The following is a 17,727-nucleotide window of genomic DNA, read 5'->3' on the forward strand; positions in this document are numbered from 1 at the left end:
TTGCTCTTTGACCACGGATGAACTGGCACTGAGGTGAGCGGATGACGAAAGGCCGGGTCGAACCGGCCTTTTTGTTTCTTGCGATTTTGCTAGAGCGCCGGCTTGCAAGGCGAGCCACGTCTGTTCAGGCGGCGAGCGCCTGAAGAATCCGCACCCAGGAGCGGATGCCCTTGTGGTAGGAGACGAGTTCGTATTTCTCGTTCGGCGAGTGGATGCGATCATCGCTGAGGCCGAAGCCGACGAGCAGCGATTCCATGCCGAGCATCTTCTGGAAATCTCCGACGATCGGGATCGACCCACCCATGCCGATGACAATGGCGGGTTTCGGCCACTCGTCGGAAAGCGCGTTCTTGGCCTTGGTCAGAACAGGTGAATCATAGGAGAGGTGGATCGCCGGCGAGCCGCCATGCGGATGGAACTCGACCGAGCAATCGGCGGGAATCTTCGCGCTGATATAGCTGCGGAAGGCCTCGCGAATGGCGGCCGGATCCTGCGTGCCGACGAGACGGAACGAAACCTTGGCCGAAGCCTTGGCGGCGATCACCGTCTTGAAGCCTTCGCCGGTATAACCGCCCCAGATGCCGTTGATTTCGGCGGTCGGCCGCGCCCAGGTGAGTTCCAGCACCGAACGGCCCTTTTCGCCGGATGGAATGGAGAGGCCGACTTCGCCGAGGAAGCTCTCCGCGGTCTTGCCGAGCGTCTCCCATGACGCCTTGATGTTTTCAGGCGTTTCCTCGACGCCTTCATAGAAACCGTCAAGCGTAATGCGGCCCGTCTCGTCATGCAGGCCGGCAAGAGCCTCGACGAGAATATGGATCGGATTGGCGGCCGCGCCGCCGAAGAGACCGGAATGCAGGTCGCGGTCGGCGGCCGTCACGACCACTTCCTCGCCGACGAGGCCGCGCAGCGCTGCGGCGATCGCCGGCGTGTCGCGGTCCCACATGCCGGTATCGCAGACCAGCGCATAATCGGCCTTGAGCTCGGCGGCATTGGCTTCGAGGAAGGGCTTCAGGGACGGCGAGCCGGACTCCTCCTCGCCCTCGAAGAGGATGGTGACGCGGCAGGGAAGCGCGCCGTTGATCTCCTTATAGGCCCGGCAAGCCTCGACGAAGGTCATCAACTGGCCCTTGTCGTCGGAGGTGCCGCGGCCGGTCAGGATCTTGCGGCCCTCGCCGACATCCTTGATCGATGGCTCGAAGGGGTCGTTTTCCCAGAGTTCGATTGGGTCGACCGGCTGAACGTCGTAATGGCCGTAGAAGAGAACATGCGGCGCATCGGCGGACGCGCCAGCATGATGGGCGACGACCATCGGATGGCCTGGCGTATCGCGCACCGAGGCCATAAAGCCGAGCGTCCCGAGATAAGCGACGAGCCATTCCGCAGCCTTTCGGCATTCGGCTTTAAAAGCGGGATCGGTGGATATCGACTGGATCCGCAGAAGCTCGAACAGCTTGTCGAGGCTCGATGGAAGGTTCTGATCCGCGCGCGCAAGCACCTGACGTACATCGGTCATTTTCGACTCCTTTTTGAAATTCGGCCGGACGATAGACCAAACCAGAAAGGCAGGCGAGGCGGAAAAACAAAAAATCGGCGGCGCGAAAGACCGGCGGGGCATAGACTAATATCAAGAAGATTTGCTGGATAATATAAACGAGAATTCTAATTCAATTTACCGTTATTTAGCACAAGCTAAATAGCCTGACCGAATTCAGCTGTGCGAGGGGCAGATGTTTTCGGTCATTACATGTATTCGGGACAACCACGATTGGCGGCTGGTGCTTGCGGCGGCCGCCGTCTGCCTGGTCGGCGCTATGGCGGCTATGCTGCTGCTTTCCCGTGCCCAGGAATGCGATGCCGGGCGGCGCAAGCTCTGGATCGGCGCCTCGGCCTTCGCTTTTGGCACCGGCGTATGGGCAACGCACTTCATCGCGATGCTGGCCTATGACGGCGGCATGCCGATCGGCTACCAACTGGGCCTGACGACGCTTTCTTTCCTCCTGTCGGTTGTCGGTTCGTGGGCGGCGATCCTCGTCGCTTCGGAAAGCCGCGGCAGGTTTTCTCGTATCCGCGGCGGGGTCCTGATGGCGCTCGGCATCGCCTCCATGCACCTGACCGGCATGCAGGCGATCGAAACGCAGGCGGTCATCCTTTATGATCCCTTCATGACGCTGAGTGCGGTTCTCGCAGGAGCGCTGTTGTCGAGCGCCGCCTTCCACACCTTTTTCCAATTGAAGGGACTGCGGCGGCTCCTCGCCTCGTCAATCACTTTCGTCCTTGCGATCTGCGCGCTCCATTTCATCTCGATGGCTAGCATCACGCTCGTGCCGGATCTCGGGAAAGAGGTTCCGGCAACGGTGCTCGACGCCAGCCTGCTTGCTGCGATCGTCGTGGTGGCGGCAACGATGCTCATTCTGATTGCGCTCGCCGTGGTCTTTGTCGAAAGCCACCTGACGGATCTGAGGGGGCTCGCGAATGCCTCGCAGGAAGGGCTGCTGATTCTGCGGGAAGGCCGGATCATCGATGCCAATGAACGCTTCCAGGGGCTTTCCGGCTGGAAGCTTGCCGGTCTTGCCGGTAAGGCGCCCTCGGCTGTTTTGACCGCTGTTCAGGGGACTGGGCAGAACAGATCCAGCGAGACGCTGCTCAACACCAGGAACGGCAGGGAGATCGCCGTCGAAGTGACCACGAGCAGGATCGTCTATCGCGGGCATAATTGTGAGGTGCTGGCGGTGCGTGATCTCACCGAGCGCAGGCAGGCCGAGGAGATGATCGAGCATCTCGCCCACCACGACGTGCTCACCGATTTGCCGAACAGGTCGCTGTTCGATACCCGCATCCGGCAGGCACTGCAGATGGCCGAACGAAAGAACAGCGAGGTTGCCCTCTTCTATCTCGACCTCGATCGCTTCAAGGCCGTCAACGATATCTTCGGTCATGCTGAAGGCGACCGCATTCTCCGTAAGGTCGCCTCGATCCTGCGCCGCGTGGCCGATGAGAGCGATACGATCGCCCGCCTCGGCGGCGATGAATTCGCCATCATTCAGCTCGCCGGGCAGCAGCCGGCGGCGGCGCAAAAGCTTGCGGCTGATATCCTCGGCGAATTCGCCGCCGAGATGGACACGGCACGTGACCCGACCGCCGTCGGCGTCAGTGTCGGCATCGCACTCTATCCCGCGGATGGCATGGCTGCTGAAGAACTCTGCAACAATGCCGATACTGCACTCTACCGCGTCAAGCATGACGGTCGCGGCAAGGTCTGTTTCTTCGACGCGGAAATGGATAAGGCGGCACGGAACCGCCGCCAGATCGAAAGCGAACTGCGCCATGCGATCGTCCGCAACCAGATCCATGTCAGCTATCAGCCGATCCTCGATGCGCTGAGCGGCGAGATCGGTGGCTACGAGGCCCTGATGCGCTGGAACCGGCCAGGTCACGGCTTGACCGAGCCCGATATCTTCATCCCGATCGCCGAGGAAAGCGGCTCGATCGTCCAACTCGGCGAATGGGTGTTGCAGCAGGCCTGCAGGGAGGCTGTGCGCTGGCCGCTGCCGTTGATGATCGCCGTCAATCTCTCGCCGGTGCAATTCATGCTGCCGAACCTCTGCGAGCGGATCGAGGCGATTCTCGCCGAAACCGGGCTTGCGCCCAGCCGGCTGGAGCTCGAGATCACCGAGGCGGCCCTCATTCGCGATCGCGACCGGGTAATGACGACGCTGCTGCGGCTGCACAAGCTCGGTGTGCACATCGTCATGGATGATTTCGGCACCGGTTTTTCCTCGCTTTCCAACCTGCGTTCATTCCCTTTCGACAAGATCAAGGTCGACCGCAGTTTCACCGGCGTGCTGGAACATGATGCGGCGGCGCGCTCGATCGTGCGCGCCATCATCGGCCTTGGTCATAGCCTCGGCATGCCTGTCGTGACGGAGGGCGTGGAAACCGAGATGCAGCGCCGGATCGTCGTCGAGGAAGGCTGCACGCAAGTACAGGGCCTTTTACTCGGCAAGCCGGATATCGAGCCGAGCATCAAGCTTGCCGCCCACGAAAACGTGCTGACCGCGCAGATCTAAACCGGCGTGCCGTCGCTGCGACGCGCACAGGGTGCTGGCGAGTGATCTTACAGCGCCGCGCGTCTTTTCAGACGCGCAAAGGACGCTGTCGATTCCGATTTAAGGAATTATGCAGTGGTCAGAGCGCCTTGGCGTTTTCCAGAAGCCGGCGGATATATTCAAGCGTCAGCTCGCGTTCGAAAACCCGGAAACCTTTAAACAGCGCAAGATCGGCCTCACGCGCGGTCTCAATCGCCTCGGCCTCCATGGCGCGCGCCCTCGGCGTCAGGAAGAGCAGTTGCGCCCGCTTGTCGGATGGATGCGGCCGGCGCTCGATCAGCCCGTCGCGGACCATGCGCGAAAGCGTATTGGCCATGGTCGCCTGCTCGATATCGACTCGCTCGAGAAGCTGTTTCTGGGTCAGCCCGTCCTCGGCCCAGAGTTCCAGCAGAATGGGGAACTGGCCCGGAGAAAAACCGAGCCCGACCGCGCGCTGGTGCAGCGAGCGGGCAAAACCCTTCGCCAGCTGGCTGGCAAGGTAGGCTCCCGAATCCATGCGGTTAAATCCCATGATTGCAAATTAGGCTCAAAACCATGCCGGAGACAATGCAACAAATCGCATACGATGCTCCTAAACATGCAAGCCGTGATGATAATTGCGAGTGCCTGGAAAAACAAAAGTCGCCATGGCCTGGAGGTTGGCCATGGCGACTTTAAAGTGGGGACAAAGGCCCGGAGAGGGGGATAAGGCCTTTGTCCAAGCCTGACGCGGCGGGGGACAAGCCGGTAATCAGACCCGCGACGCGATCAAGCGCCGGTGACATGGATTTGTGGCTCAGAATGTGGTTTTTCAAGGGAGGGCGATCGTTACAAATCGGTAACAGTTTGGTGAGCCGGAATTCCTGCCGCACAATTCCTGAGATCGGAATCGATGGAAGGATAAAATTATGCAGCAAAGCCAAGTGCTCAGCGTCCTTTGCACGTCCGAAAAGACGCGCGGCGCTGTGTGACGCTCCGAGCGCCATAAACCTTTTCGCGCGCCGAACTTTATGCCGAACTCCATATGGACCTCGTCCCATGCCCGCGCTATCCATGCACGCATGAAAAAAGGCGATCACCTCTTCCTAGTCGATGGTTCCGGATTCATCTTCCGGGCGTTTCATGCATTGCCGCCGCTGACCCGCAAGACCGACGGCCTGCCGATCGGCGCCGTGTCCGGTTTCTGCAACATGCTGTGGAAACTGCTGAGGGATGCGCGCAATACCGATGTCGGCGTCACGCCGACACATCTTGCCGTCATCTTCGATTATTCCGCCAAGACGTTTCGCAAGGATCTCTACGACGCTTACAAGGCGAACCGCTCCGCCCCGCCTGAAGAGCTCATCCCGCAATTCGGCCTTATAAGAGAGGCGACCCGCGCCTTCAATCTGCCCTGCATCGAGACCGAAGGCTTCGAGGCCGACGACATCATCGCCACCTATGCCCGCCAGGCCGAAGCGACCGGCGCCGATGTCACCATTGTCTCCTCCGACAAGGATCTGATGCAGCTCGTCAGCCCCAATGTCCATATGTATGACAGCATGAAGGACAAGCAGATCGGCATTCCCGATGTCATCGAGAAATGGGGCGTGCCGCCGGAAAAGATGATCGACCTGCAGGCGATGACCGGCGATTCAGTCGACAATGTTCCCGGCATTCCCGGCATCGGTCCGAAAACCGCCGCCCAGCTGCTCGAGGAATACGGCGATCTCGATACGCTGCTCGAACGCGCCACCGAGATCAAGCAGGTCAAGCGCCGTGAGACGATCCTCGCCAATATCGACATGGCCAGGCTCTCGCGCGACCTCGTGCGGTTGCGCATAGACGTGCCGCTCGATCTCGATCTCGACGCGCTGGTGCTGGAACCGCAGAACGGTCCGAAGCTGATCGGCTTCCTCAAGACGATGGAATTCACCACGCTGACGCGCCGCGTCGCCGAAGCCTGCAATTGCGATGCCGGCGCCATCGAACCGGCGATCGTCCGTGTCGAATGGGGTGAGACGGCCCGCGGCCCGGATCTCGATGCGGCCGCGCCCGAGCCTGTTGCCGGCGGCATCCCCGACGTTTCCGGCGAATCCGTGCCGGTGCCGCCGCGTGCAAAGGCGAAGACCGCGGTCGAAGGCGCCTTTTCGCCCGCCGATCTTGCCAAGGCGCGGGCCGAGGTCTTTGCGACGCTGCCCTTCGATCATTCGGCCTATGTCACGATCCGCGACCTGGCGACACTCGACCGATGGATTGCCGATGCACGCGTCACCGGCCTCGTTGCTTTCGATACCGAGACCACGTCGCTGGATGCGATGCAGGCCGAACTTGTCGGCTTTTCGCTGGCGATCGCCGACAATACCGCCGATCCCACCGGCACGAAGATCCGTGCCGCCTATGTGCCGCTCGTCCACAAGAACGGCGTCGGCGATCTGCTCGGCGGCGGCCTTGCCGAAAACCAGATCCCGATGCGCGATGCTCTGCCACGACTGAAGGCATTGCTGGAGGACGAAGCGGTTCTCAAGGTCGCCCAGAACCTGAAATACGACTACCTGCTGTTGAAGCGCTACGGCATCGAGACCAGGAGTTTCGACGACACGATGCTGATCTCCTACGTGCTCGATGCCGGCACCGGCGCGCATGGCATGGACCCGCTCTCGGAAAAATTCCTCGGCCATACCCCGATTCCCTACAAGGACGTGGCCGGCAGCGGCAAGGCGAACGTCACCTTCGATCTGGTCGATATCGACCGCGCCACCCACTATGCCGCCGAAGATGCCGAGGTGACGTTGCGCCTCTGGCTGGTGCTGAAGCCCCGGCTGGCGGCGGCGGGATTGACCAGCGTCTATGAACGGCTGGAGCGGCCGCTATTGCCGGTGCTGGCGCGCATGGAAGCGCGCGGCATCACCGTCGACCGGCAGATCCTGTCGCGCCTCTCCGGCGAGCTGGCCCAGAGTGCAGCAAGGCTGGAGGACGAGATCTACGTGCTGGCCGGCGAGCGTTTCAATATCGGTTCGCCGAAGCAGCTGGGCGATATCCTGTTCGGCAAGATGGGCCTTTCCGGCGGCAGCAAGACGAAGACCGGCCAATGGTCCACCTCCGCCCAGGTGCTCGAGGATCTGGCCGCCGCCGGTTTCGAATTGCCGCGCAAGATCGTCGACTGGCGCCAGGTCACCAAGCTGAAATCCACCTATACCGACGCGCTTCCGGGTTACGTTCACCCCGAGACAAAGCGGGTCCACACCTCCTACTCGCTGGCATCGACGACCACGGGACGCCTGTCATCGTCCGAGCCGAACTTGCAGAATATTCCGGTGCGCACCGCAGAAGGCCGCAAGATCCGCACCGCCTTCATCTCGACGCCCCGCCACAAGCTGATCTCCGCCGACTACAGCCAGATCGAACTGCGCGTGCTTGCCCATGTGGCCGAAATCCCGCAGCTGACCAAGGCCTTCGAAGATGGCGTCGACATCCATGCCATGACGGCGTCGGAAATGTTCGGCGTGCCGGTGGAAGGCATGCCGGGCGAGGTGCGCCGCCGCGCCAAGGCGATCAATTTCGGCATCATCTACGGCATCTCGGCCTTCGGGCTTGCCAATCAGCTTTCGATCGAGCGTTCGGAAGCCGGCGACTACATCAAGAAGTATTTCGAGCGTTTCCCCGGCATCCGCGATTATATGGAAAGCCGAAAGGCCATGGCGCGCGACAAGGGTTATGTCGAAACGATCTTCGGTCGCCGCATCAACTATCCCGAAATCCGCTCTTCCAATCCATCCGTGCGTGCCTTTAACGAGCGTGCGGCGATCAACGCGCCGATCCAGGGCTCGGCTGCCGACGTCATCCGCCGGGCGATGATCAAGATAGAGCCGGCGCTTGTTGAAGTCGGCCTTGCCGATCGCGTCCGCATGCTGCTGCAGGTGCATGACGAACTCATCTTCGAGGTCGAGGACGAGGATGTCGAAAAGGCGATGCCGGTCATCGTCTCGGTCATGGAAAACGCCACCATGCCGGCGCTGGAAATGCGCGTGCCGCTGAGGGTCGATGCCCGCGCCGCCACCAATTGGGACGAGGCGCACTAAAGCATGTCGCGCAAAACTGTGCGGCGGTCTTTGCGACAACGACTTGCGCGGAAATAAAGCCTAAAGCGCGAGGAGCGATCAGAGCACCTCCCCAAAATTGGCAAAGATTTTTCTCACTGCCAGAACTCATTGAAACTGCAGCGATTTATCCCAAGGGGGCGTATCGGAACGATACGGCAGGAAGGAACTTATTAACCTTCCTTTTCTATCCCGGTAGGGTCGTAATTTGCAAAGCATGAGTGAGTAGCGGACGCATGCGTTTTCCTAGAACCAATTTGACGGATGCCGGAGATTTTTCCAGCGAGATTGAAACGGACCTTCCGGAGGAAAACCCAGGGGAGAAGCCGGCGGCACCCATCTGGCAGAGCAACTTTTCCCTCGCGCCGAATGTGCGTTTCACCCGCACGCCGGAAACGCTGATCAGCAGGCGGCGTGCGCCGAATGAGCCCGTTCGCGATGATTCGCAGATTGGACAGCAGGCAATACGGATAGAGCCGGTTGCCGTCGACGTGCCGTTCGATATCTATCTGCCGGAGCCGGACGAAATTTCCGCAGCACCGCACAGGATCGAACTGCAGCAGTCACCTTTGCTTGATGAGGCCGGCGCGCCGGCTTTCCGCGCCAGCGCCGAGCTTTCCTCCATTTCGGATTTCGCCTTCTGGGAAGTTATGGCCTTCGAAGAGGCAGAGCCGGTTCGCGCGCCGCCGTTGATATCGTTCCCGAAGACCGAGACCTCGCCCGAATCGATCACGTCGCTGTTCCGGATTATGGAATGGCGCCCCGGCCGGCCGGCCCCCGCTCCCGTCGTCTCCCGCCCGGCCCCGCAGCCCGCCGCGGTCTCCGTGAAGGTTGCCGCGCGCCCTGCGGCCGCCCCGTCCCTGGAAAAGCCCAGGCGCATTATTGTCGAGGCACCGGTCATGCTGGCACCTCAGGCTGCGCCAGCCACTCAGGTCGCGCCAGCCCCTCAAATTGCATCAGCCCCTCAGGCAGCGCCGGCGCCGCAGCGCACGCCGCCCGTCGCCGCGGTCCTGCCGTCGCCGCGGCTGGCCGTGAGGCCCGAAAGGATCGACGCATCCGGCTATGAATTCCCGCCGCGTGCCCTGTTGCAGGAACCGCCGGAACGCCTTGGCGAGATCATGTCGCAAGAGACGCTGGAGCAGAATGCCGGGCTTCTGGAAAGCGTGCTGGAAGATTTCGGCATCAAGGGCGAAATCATCCATGTCCGCCCCGGCCCTGTCGTCACCCTCTATGAATTCGAGCCGGCGCCGGGCGTGAAATCGTCGCGCGTCATCGGCCTTGCCGATGATATCGCCCGCTCAATGTCGGCGCTCTCGGCTCGCGTTGCCGTGGTGCCCGGCCGCAACGTCATCGGCATCGAACTACCGAATGTCACGCGCGAAACCGTTTATTTCCGCGAGATGATCGAGAGCCAGGATTTCGAGAAGAGCGGCTACAAGCTGGCGCTCGGCCTCGGCAAGACCATCGGCGGCGAGCCTGTCATTGCCGAGCTCGCCAAGATGCCGCATCTGCTTGTCGCCGGCACCACCGGTTCCGGCAAGTCGGTCGCCATCAATACGATGATCCTGTCGCTGCTCTACCGCATGACGCCGGAACAGTGCCGCCTGATCATGGTCGACCCGAAGATGCTCGAACTGTCCGTCTATGACGGCATCCCGCATCTGCTGACGCCAGTCGTCACCGATCCGAAGAAGGCGGTCATGGCGCTGAAATGGGCCGTGCGCGAAATGGAAGAGCGCTATCGCAAGATGTCGCGCCTCGGTGTCCGCAACATCGACGGTTACAACGATCGCATGGCACAGGCCCGCGAAAAGGGCGAGACCATCCATGTCATGGTCCAGGTCGGCTTCGACAAAGGAACCGGCACTCCGATCGAGGAAAGCCAGGCGCTGGACCTGACGCCGATGCCTTATATCGTCGTCATCGTCGACGAGATGGCCGACCTGATGATGGTCGCCGGCAAGGACATCGAAGGTGCGATCCAGCGCCTCGCCCAGATGGCGCGCGCCGCCGGCATCCACCTGATCATGGCGACACAACGTCCGTCGGTCGACGTCATCACCGGCACGATCAAGGCAAACTTCCCGACCCGCATTTCCTTCCAGGTGACGTCGAAGATCGACAGCCGCACCATTCTCGGCGAACAAGGCGCCGAGCAGCTGCTCGGTCAGGGCGATATGCTGCACATGCAGGGCGGCGGGCGGATTTCCCGCGTCCACGGACCCTTCGTCTCGGATGTCGAGGTCGAAAAGGTCGTTGCCCACCTGAAAACCCAGGGCCGCCCGGAATATCTCGACACCGTCACCGCCGATGAGGAGGAAGAGACGGAAGAGGAAGAAGCCGGCGCCGTCTTCGACAAGAGCGCCATGGCCTCCGAGGATGGCAACGAGCTCTACGAGCAGGCTGTCAAGGTCGTCATGCGCGACAAGAAATGCTCGACCTCCTACATCCAGCGCCGCCTTGGCATCGGCTACAACCGTGCCGCCTCATTGGTGGAGCGCATGGAAAAAGAAGGCCTCGTCGGCCCGGCCAACCATGTCGGCAAGCGCGAGATCGTCTCGGGACGGGGCGACGGCGAGTAATTCTGGCGAAGGCGCGGAAGGAGTACGCCGCTTGCTCCGACATCCCCTCTCCCCTCGGGGAGAGGGCAGGGTGAGGGGGCTCCTGGCACCTCGTGAATGTCTGCAGCCGCTCGTCAGGGCGCCTTGGTCAGCAATCCGTCGAGGATTTCGATCATCTTCTGCTCGGCCTCTTCGAGCGAGCCGCTATTGTCGAGCTCCACCACGTCGTATTCGCCGCGCACCGTCAGCGGTCCGCGGGCAAGCCGGGCCATGATATCTTCATGCGTCTCGCGGCCGCGCGCCTCCAGCCGGCCGGCGAGCACCTCAGGGCGGGCGGTGACATTGATGACCTTCAGCCGCGGGAAGGCTGCCTGGAACCGGTGAAGTGCCGAGCGCGAGCCGTTGGCGACGACGACATGGCCTCTCGACAGCGCCACCGAGACCTCGGCCGGAATGCCGTATTTCAGCCCGTGCGCTTCCCACCAGACGGCGAAGGAGCCTGACTGCTCCATGGCGGCAAAACCTTCGAGGGAGACGGAAAGATGGTCTTCGCCGCCGGCGTCACGGTGACGGGTGATGACGCGGCGGACGAAGTGCACATTGTCGCGGCCCTTGAAACGCCGGGCCGCGAGGTTCATCAGCGTGTCCTTGCCGGCGCCGCTCGGTCCGACGACGACGACCATGATGCCGCGCTCGGCTCCGGCTCCTGCGTGGGGTTCGTGCGACATCGTCATGCGACACGGCGTCCCTGGCGCCATACGGAGCGTGTCACCGGCACGCCGTGCGAACGGTGGACGCGGACGAGATCGGCGCGCAGCCCCGTCGCGATCCGGCCGCGGTCATCGAGGCCGACGGTGCGGGCGGGCGTCGACGTCACCATGGCGATCGCCTTCGGCAGGCTGATGCTCTCGACCTCGTCGGCGAGGATGAACGGCGCATGCAGCAGGCTGAGCGGTACGTAGTCGGAGGAAAGCACGTCGAGCACCCCCATCTCGGCAAGGTCGCGGGCGGCGATATTGCCGGAATGGGATTTGCCACGCACGATGTTCGGCGCGCCCATCAGCACGCTCATGCCATGTCCGTGCGACGCCCGGGCGGCGTCGAAGCTGGTCGGGAACTCGGCCAAGCGCACACCGTTGTCGATCGCCTCGTCGACGTGCGAGAGCGTCGCATCGTCATGGCTTGCCACGGTGATACCGCGCTCGGCGCAGACCTTGGCGATGGCGTTGCGGTGTGGCGTCGAATTACGCGCCGATTCTGCCTGGCGCTTGGCGACGAAACGGGCGAAGGCCTCGTCGCTGAGGCCCCGCTTCTTCTGGTAGTAGAAGATATATTGATCCATCGTCTGGAACTGACGCTGGCCGGGCGCATGATCCATCAGCGAGACGAGCCGCACATGCCGGTCGTTTTCGAAGTCGGCGAAATGTTCGAGCACATTGTCGGCCGAGACCTCGCAGCGCAAATGAAGCAGGTGCTCGGCACGCAGCCTGCCTTCCGTCTCTGCCGACTGGATGGCATCGGCCATCTCGCGCATCTCGCCATGTTCGAAGCCGCCGTCCTCGTCCGCACCCATGCGCAGGCAGTCGAACACCGTGGTAATGCCTGAGGTGACGATCTGGGCGTCATGCGCCTGGATGGCGGCGGTCTTGTTCCAGCGAATGCCGGGGCGCGGCTGATAATGGCCTTCGAGATGATCGGTGTGCAGCTCGACGAGGCCGGGAATGACGTAGTCGCCTTCGAAATCTTCGCCGGCTACCGAGTTACCCCCGGAGATGTCGGCGATCTTCCCGTCGCGGATGAGGATCGAGCCCGAGAGGATGTCGTCCTCGAGAACGATGCGGGCGTTGGAAAACACGGTCTCTTTGCTCATGTCGTCAGGTCTTTCAGCTTTTGGCGCCGGCAAGCGGCAGCCAGGAATGAACTTTGAATGGGGCGCCGCGCGTCTCCTCGATGAAGACGGCAAGGCCGGAAATCGAAAGCGGCCGGCCGGTGAAATCGGCAAACCGCTCGGTCAGGATCGCTTTCATCACTGCGGCGCGTGTCTCGGGCACTTGGCCGCTCAGCGTCATGTGAAAGCCGAAATCCTCCATGACGTAAGGATAACCCCAGCGCTGCAGATGGGCGCGCTGGCTGTCGCTGAGCTTCTCCGGATTGCGCCGCGCCATATCGGCCTCGGAAAGCGCTGCGCGGAACGGTTCGAAGGACCTTACCACCTTCGCGGCGAAATCCTGAAGAGGTTGATGAAGAGAACCGGGAACGAGGGCAAAAAAACGGCCGAGCTGGCCAAGTACGAGTTCAGGAATCTCGAAGGCTTGCGTGCGCTGGGCAAAATCCTCGGCAACGGTCATGAGATCTTTCTCGGTGACGGAAGAGGCGAGCGAAAACGGCGCCTTGATCGTGGCATGAAAGCCGTAGCGGCGGGGGTCGGCGGTCAGCTCGAACTGTTCTGCAGCACCCAGTTGCTCATATTCCGGTGCCGGATAGGTCTCGCCGGTGAAAGCATTGCGGCCGAGCCAGAGCGAGGCCGCGCCGGTCAGGGGATCATCCTTCGGCGGCGAGAAATAGAGAGCGTAGCGCAAGGCTTTTATCCTGGAGATCGTCCAAACGGGGAGGGCACTGTGCAGTGATTTGGCGGCGAACCGCAAGCAGGCTCCCGGCTAAAAGATTTCCGTGACAGAATGATGATGGCGGCAACGCCGACACTGCTTTGACGGATGGATCAGTGGGCTTTCGTGCCCATCAGCCGGTGGCGCAACGCGTTCGAGGCGGTGTCGAAAATGAAGACGACGATCAGGATCAGAATGACCATGTAGGCGACGTTTTCCCAATTGGCATTGGTGCGCATGGCCTCCCACAGTTTGAGGCCGATGCCGCCGGCGCCGACAGCGCCGATAATAGTCGCGCCGCGCACGTTCGATTCCCATTGGTAGAGCGTCTGGCTGACGAAGACGGGAACGATCTGCGGCATAATGCCATAACGATGCACGAGCACGGTCTGAGCGCCTGTTGATTTGATGCCTTCCCGCGGCTTGTTGTCGATATTCTCGAGGCCTTCGGAATAGAGCTTGCCGAGCGTGCCGGTCTCGGTGAGGAAGATCGCACCGCTGCCGGCAAGCGGGCCGGGCCCGAAGGCGCGCGTCAGGAACAGCGCCCAGATCAGCATGTCGACCGAGCGCAGGAAATCGAAGAAGCGCTTCAGGATCTGGTTCAACAGGCGGTTCGGCGTGATGTTGCGCGCTGCCAGGAAGGCGAGCGGGAAGGCGGTAAGCGAGCCGAGCAGCGTGCCGAGGAATGCCATGACGATCGTCTGGAAAAGCTTGGTCCAGACGTCGCCGTGCTGCCATTCGCTGTTGTTCCAAATATCGTCGAAGGCGAGCGACAGGTTGGATTGGTCGGGCTTGATGCGCGGACCGGAGACGATGAGGCTGACGACCTCGCCGACCGGCTTGTCGAAGAAGGATGATTGCGTGTCGAAGATGAAATTCGCCCAGCCGATGAAACGTTTGCGGATCTTCACCCGGTCGACGGAAATGCTGACATTGCCGGCAAAGCCGAGATCGGCCAGCACGTTGTCGTCATAAACAGTCATCCAGCCGGGCACGGGTCCGACGACTTTCGGCGCACCGCTCGAAACGTCCACCGGGACGCTGACGCCATGCGCGGTCACGATCGTCTCGCTCTTCGAGACGGTGACGCTGCGGCTGGTGCCGCTGATCGAAACGGTGATGCTGCCGTCGGGGTTGTTGACCAGCCAGTCCGGATGCGGATTGTCGCCGAGCGGCGAGAAACGCGGATAACGGATGTCGATCGAGCCGTCATCCTCGATGCGGAATTCCGGCTGGACATCGTAGCTCACCCATTGGCTGAGATAGATGCCGACGCGCTCCCAATGCGCTTCGGCGAAAAGCTTGGGCAAGTCGAAGAACCAGACGGCATAGAGGCTGTAGAGCAGCGTTGCGATGAGGATCATCAGCCCGCCGAAACGCTGGCGGAACGACCGGTGGAAATATTCCGGATAGCGCGTTTCTATCTCGTGCATGCGGTTTGCGTCGATCACCGTCATGGCGGCCTCAATGTTGCAGGAGGAAGGCGTGCTCGCCGACAAGGCGGCGGCGCAGCCATGCGGAGAACTGGTCGACGGCGACGATCGTCACGAACAGCAGGAGAACGAGCGCCACCGTCTTGGCGCCGAAGCCGCGCGAAATCGAAAGCTTCAGCTCCTCGCCGATGCCGCCGCCGCCGACGGCGCCGATGATGGTCGAGGCGCGCACGTTGATCTCAAGGCGCAGCAGCGCATAGGAGGTGAAATTCGGCAACACCTGCGGCAGGGCGGCAAAGCGGATACGCTCCCACCAGTTGGCGCCGACGGCCTTCATGCCCTCATGCGGCTTCATGTCGATATTCTCGGCCACTTCGTAGAAGAGTTTTCCGAGCGCGCCGATCGTGTGCAGGGTGATGGCGATGATGGCGGCGACCGGCCCGATCGACAGGATCGCCGAAAACAGCCCGGCAATGACGATTTCCGGGAAGGCGCGCAGGAATTCCATCAGCCGCTTGGTGACGATGCGCAGCGGCCATGAATTTGTCAGGTTGCGAGCGGCAAAGAAGCTCAAGGGGACGGCAAAGACGAAGGCGATGATGGTCGAAATCAACGCGACGTTGATCGTGACGATCATTAGCTCGAAATATTCGGGAATGTAGAAGGCGCCCCAGACATAGACGCGGCCCCTGTCGAAATTGAATTCCTCGCCGCCCTTGTCGTTGACGCTCGCTATATCAAACAGCGCGCGCCAGACGTCGTGCCAATCCTTGGGGATGAGCCAGCTCAGGAAGTCGAAGAGATGCGGCAGGCGGTCGAAGAAATGGCCGGCATTGCTCTCATCGGCGAAGCGGACAGAGCTGACGAAAGCCGCAATCAGGATAACCAGGCCGAGAACGGTATAGAAGCGGCGCTTGGCGACCATCCGGTCCCAGGCGGTGCCGATCTCCTTGGTGCTCTGCATCTGCGGCTGTGTATTGGCAATAGTCATCAACGCCTCGCCTACTGCGCAATTCAAAGTGCTTCAGCGTCCTTTGCGGCTCTCGAAAGGACGCGCACAGTTCTAGTCACAAGATAAAGGGCGGCCGTTTCCGGCCGCCCTGCATTCGAAAAACCCCATCAGCCGCCGATGGCAGCTTTGCGGACGTCGACGACGGCATTGTAGAAGTCGTGCTTGACGGGGGCGTAACCCTTGTAGTCGCCGCCTTCGACAGCGGCGAAGCACTTGTGGTCCTTTTCCGGCAGAGCCGTGAAGAAGGCTGCAAGCTTCGTCTGCCACTCTTCGCCGAGAGCGTTGCGAACGACGAGCGGGCCGTTCGGGATCAGCGGCGAACGCCATACTTCGACCAGCTTGTTCGGATCGACGGCGCCCTTGTCGACTTCCTTGCGGAAGGTACCGGAGGTGTAGCCGTCCTTGAAGTCGCCGATGCCGGAGCTATCGTCGACGGCAATGTCGACCTTGCCGTCATAGGCAGCGAGAAGGTTGTTCTCGTGGCCGCCGTTGAACTGGGTCGAGGCGAAGAACTTGTCGTTCGGCATGCCCGTGTCCTTCGGGATCTGCGTCAGCGGAACGAGGTAACCGGAGGTGGAATCAGGATCGGCGTAGCCGAGCTTCTTGCCCTTGGCGTCCTTGATGGACTTGATGCCGGAGGACTTCAGAGCGAGGCCGATCGAGTAATAGCCCGTCGAGCCGTCCTTCTGCTGCGTCGTCAGGATCGGCGTGACAGCCTTCGGCTCCTTGATGTAGACGGCGGCATAGCCGGAGGCGCCGAGTTCGGCGAAGTCGAGCGTGCCACCGAGCAGGCCCTGGATCACGCCGTCATAGTCGGCGGCCGGGAAGAGCGAAACCTTCTCGAAGCCGAATTCCTGTTTCAGGTGGTCGGCAAGGCAGGCATAGTTGCGCAGGCGGTCGGTTTCGTTTTCGCCGCCGAGGATGCCGATGCGGAATTCCTTGAGGTCTGCAGCGTGGGCAGCGCCGGCGAGCGCGAAGAGCGCCGTTGCCGCAAAGAGTGCTTTCTTCAACATGTTCTCTCCTATTGACCGGTGTCCCCGGCCTTCCCGTTACGAAGAAGTGTGCCCTTGACGCGGGCGCTCGATCGCGGCTGCCTCTCTCAGAGGCCGGCCAGCGCCAGCGGCTGTGTGCCGGCGGATTGATTGTCTGCCCGCTCAGGGGCGATATTGATTGATGTCGAGGTCACCGTTTCATCGATGCCGGCGCCGTCCTTGTCCGTCCCGTAGATCTCCTTCACCGCTTCGGCGGTCAGTTCCGCGGGCTTGCCGTCGAAGACGACGCGGCCGCCGGCCATGCCGACGATGCGCTCACAATAGTTGCGGGCGGTGTCGAGCGTGTGAAGGTTGGTGATGACGGTGATGCCCTCGCGCTCGTTGATGTCGCGCAACGCATCCATGACGATCTTGGCGTTCAGCGGGTCGAGAGAGGCGATCGGCTCGTCGGCGAGAACCATTTTCGGGTTCTGCAACAGCGCCCGGGCGATCGCCACGCGCTGCTGCTGGCCGCCGGAAAGCGTGCCGGCTGCCTGCAGCGCCGTCTGCTCGATGCCGAGACGTTCGAGTGCCGCGATGGCATGCACACGTTCCTCGCGGGTGAAGATGTTGAGCAGGCTCATCAGCGTCGAGCGGTGGTTGAGGCGGCCGAGCATGACATTGGTGAGAACGTCGAGGCGCGGCACCAGGTTGAACTGCTGGAAGATCATCGCGCAGTCGCGCTGCCAGTTGCGCAACGCCTGGCCGCGAAGCCCGGAGACCTCGACACCGGCGAAATGAACGGAGCCGGAGCTCGGCTCCTGAAGGCGATTGATCATGCGCAGCAGCGTCGACTTGCCGGCGCCGGAGCGGCCGATGATGCCGACCATCTGGCCCTGGGGAATGGCGAGCGTGACGGAATCGACGGCGAGCTTTTTTCCGAAACGACGTGTGACATTCTTCAGCTCGAACATCATGCT

General features: G+C 61.8%; 12 protein-coding genes. 3 read left to right on the plus strand and 9 right to left on the minus strand.

Features of this window, described 5'->3' with window-relative positions; genetic code table 11:
• Positions 1-124: 124 nt before the first annotated feature.
• On the minus strand, positions 125-1,513 hold the full coding sequence (locus AC25BC_RS22410) for a dipeptidase (RefSeq protein WP_012759678.1): 1,389 nt from the start codon (positions 1,511-1,513) through the stop codon (positions 125-127).
• 214 nt (positions 1,514-1,727) lie between these two features.
• Between AC25BC_RS22410 and AC25BC_RS22415 the strand changes: the two genes are divergently transcribed.
• Positions 1,728-4,067, plus strand: coding sequence for a bifunctional diguanylate cyclase/phosphodiesterase (locus AC25BC_RS22415; RefSeq protein ID WP_012759679.1), 2,340 nt, complete (start codon positions 1,728-1,730; stop codon positions 4,065-4,067).
• Between the two features lie 118 nt (positions 4,068-4,185).
• Here AC25BC_RS22415 and AC25BC_RS22420 read toward each other — a convergent pair whose 3' ends face one another.
• A complete protein-coding gene (locus AC25BC_RS22420) occupies positions 4,186-4,602 on the minus strand; it encodes a MarR family winged helix-turn-helix transcriptional regulator (protein ID WP_003544385.1) in 417 nt (138 codons plus the stop codon).
• A gap of 544 nt (positions 4,603-5,146) precedes the next feature.
• On the opposite strand from AC25BC_RS22420, the gene polA reads away from it, so the two are divergent.
• Together polA and AC25BC_RS22430 are read left to right on the plus strand one after the other, a co-directional pair.
• On the plus strand, positions 5,147-8,146 hold the full coding sequence (gene polA / locus AC25BC_RS22425; RefSeq protein WP_113546637.1) for a DNA polymerase I: 3,000 nt from the start codon (positions 5,147-5,149) through the stop codon (positions 8,144-8,146).
• 254 nt (positions 8,147-8,400) lie between these two features.
• Complete coding sequence (locus AC25BC_RS22430) at positions 8,401-10,746, plus strand: DNA translocase FtsK (RefSeq protein WP_012759681.1); 2,346 nt, start codon at positions 8,401-8,403, stop codon at positions 10,744-10,746.
• A gap of 113 nt (positions 10,747-10,859) precedes the next feature.
• Here the strand turns inward: AC25BC_RS22430 and phnN are convergent, their stop codons facing one another.
• The 7 genes from phnN to phnC all read right to left on the minus strand — a co-directional run bounded on the left by phnN (position 10,860) and on the right by phnC (position 17,721).
• Entirely contained in the window at positions 10,860-11,459 is a 600-nt protein-coding gene (gene phnN / locus AC25BC_RS22435; RefSeq protein ID WP_206642361.1) for a phosphonate metabolism protein/1,5-bisphosphokinase (PRPP-forming) PhnN, read from the minus strand.
• Positions 11,456-12,595 (minus strand): alpha-D-ribose 1-methylphosphonate 5-triphosphate diphosphatase, encoded by a 1,140-nt coding sequence (locus AC25BC_RS22440; RefSeq protein WP_026157533.1) that lies wholly within the window; start codon positions 12,593-12,595, stop codon positions 11,456-11,458. The genes phnN and AC25BC_RS22440 overlap by 4 nt, the downstream gene beginning before the upstream one ends.
• Positions 12,596-12,608: 13 nt before the next feature.
• Positions 12,609-13,304 (minus strand): DUF1045 domain-containing protein, encoded by a 696-nt coding sequence (locus tag AC25BC_RS22445; protein ID WP_012759684.1) that lies wholly within the window; start codon positions 13,302-13,304, stop codon positions 12,609-12,611.
• Positions 13,305-13,444: 140 nt separating this feature from the next.
• Entirely contained in the window at positions 13,445-14,788 is a 1,344-nt protein-coding gene (gene phnE / locus AC25BC_RS22450) for a phosphonate ABC transporter, permease protein PhnE (RefSeq protein ID WP_012759685.1), read from the minus strand.
• Positions 14,789-14,795: 7 nt separating this feature from the next.
• Entirely contained in the window at positions 14,796-15,755 is a 960-nt protein-coding gene (gene phnE, locus AC25BC_RS22455; protein WP_012759686.1) for a phosphonate ABC transporter, permease protein PhnE, read from the minus strand.
• A gap of 128 nt (positions 15,756-15,883) precedes the next feature.
• Positions 15,884-16,789, minus strand: coding sequence for a phosphonate ABC transporter substrate-binding protein (gene phnD / locus AC25BC_RS22460; RefSeq protein WP_012759687.1), 906 nt, complete (start codon positions 16,787-16,789; stop codon positions 15,884-15,886).
• 86 nt (positions 16,790-16,875) lie between these two features.
• Entirely contained in the window at positions 16,876-17,721 is an 846-nt protein-coding gene (phnC, locus tag AC25BC_RS22465) for a phosphonate ABC transporter ATP-binding protein (RefSeq protein ID WP_032996508.1), read from the minus strand.
• Positions 17,722-17,727 lie beyond the last annotated feature (6 nt).

This window comes from Rhizobium sp. WSM409 (assembly GCF_057653825.1).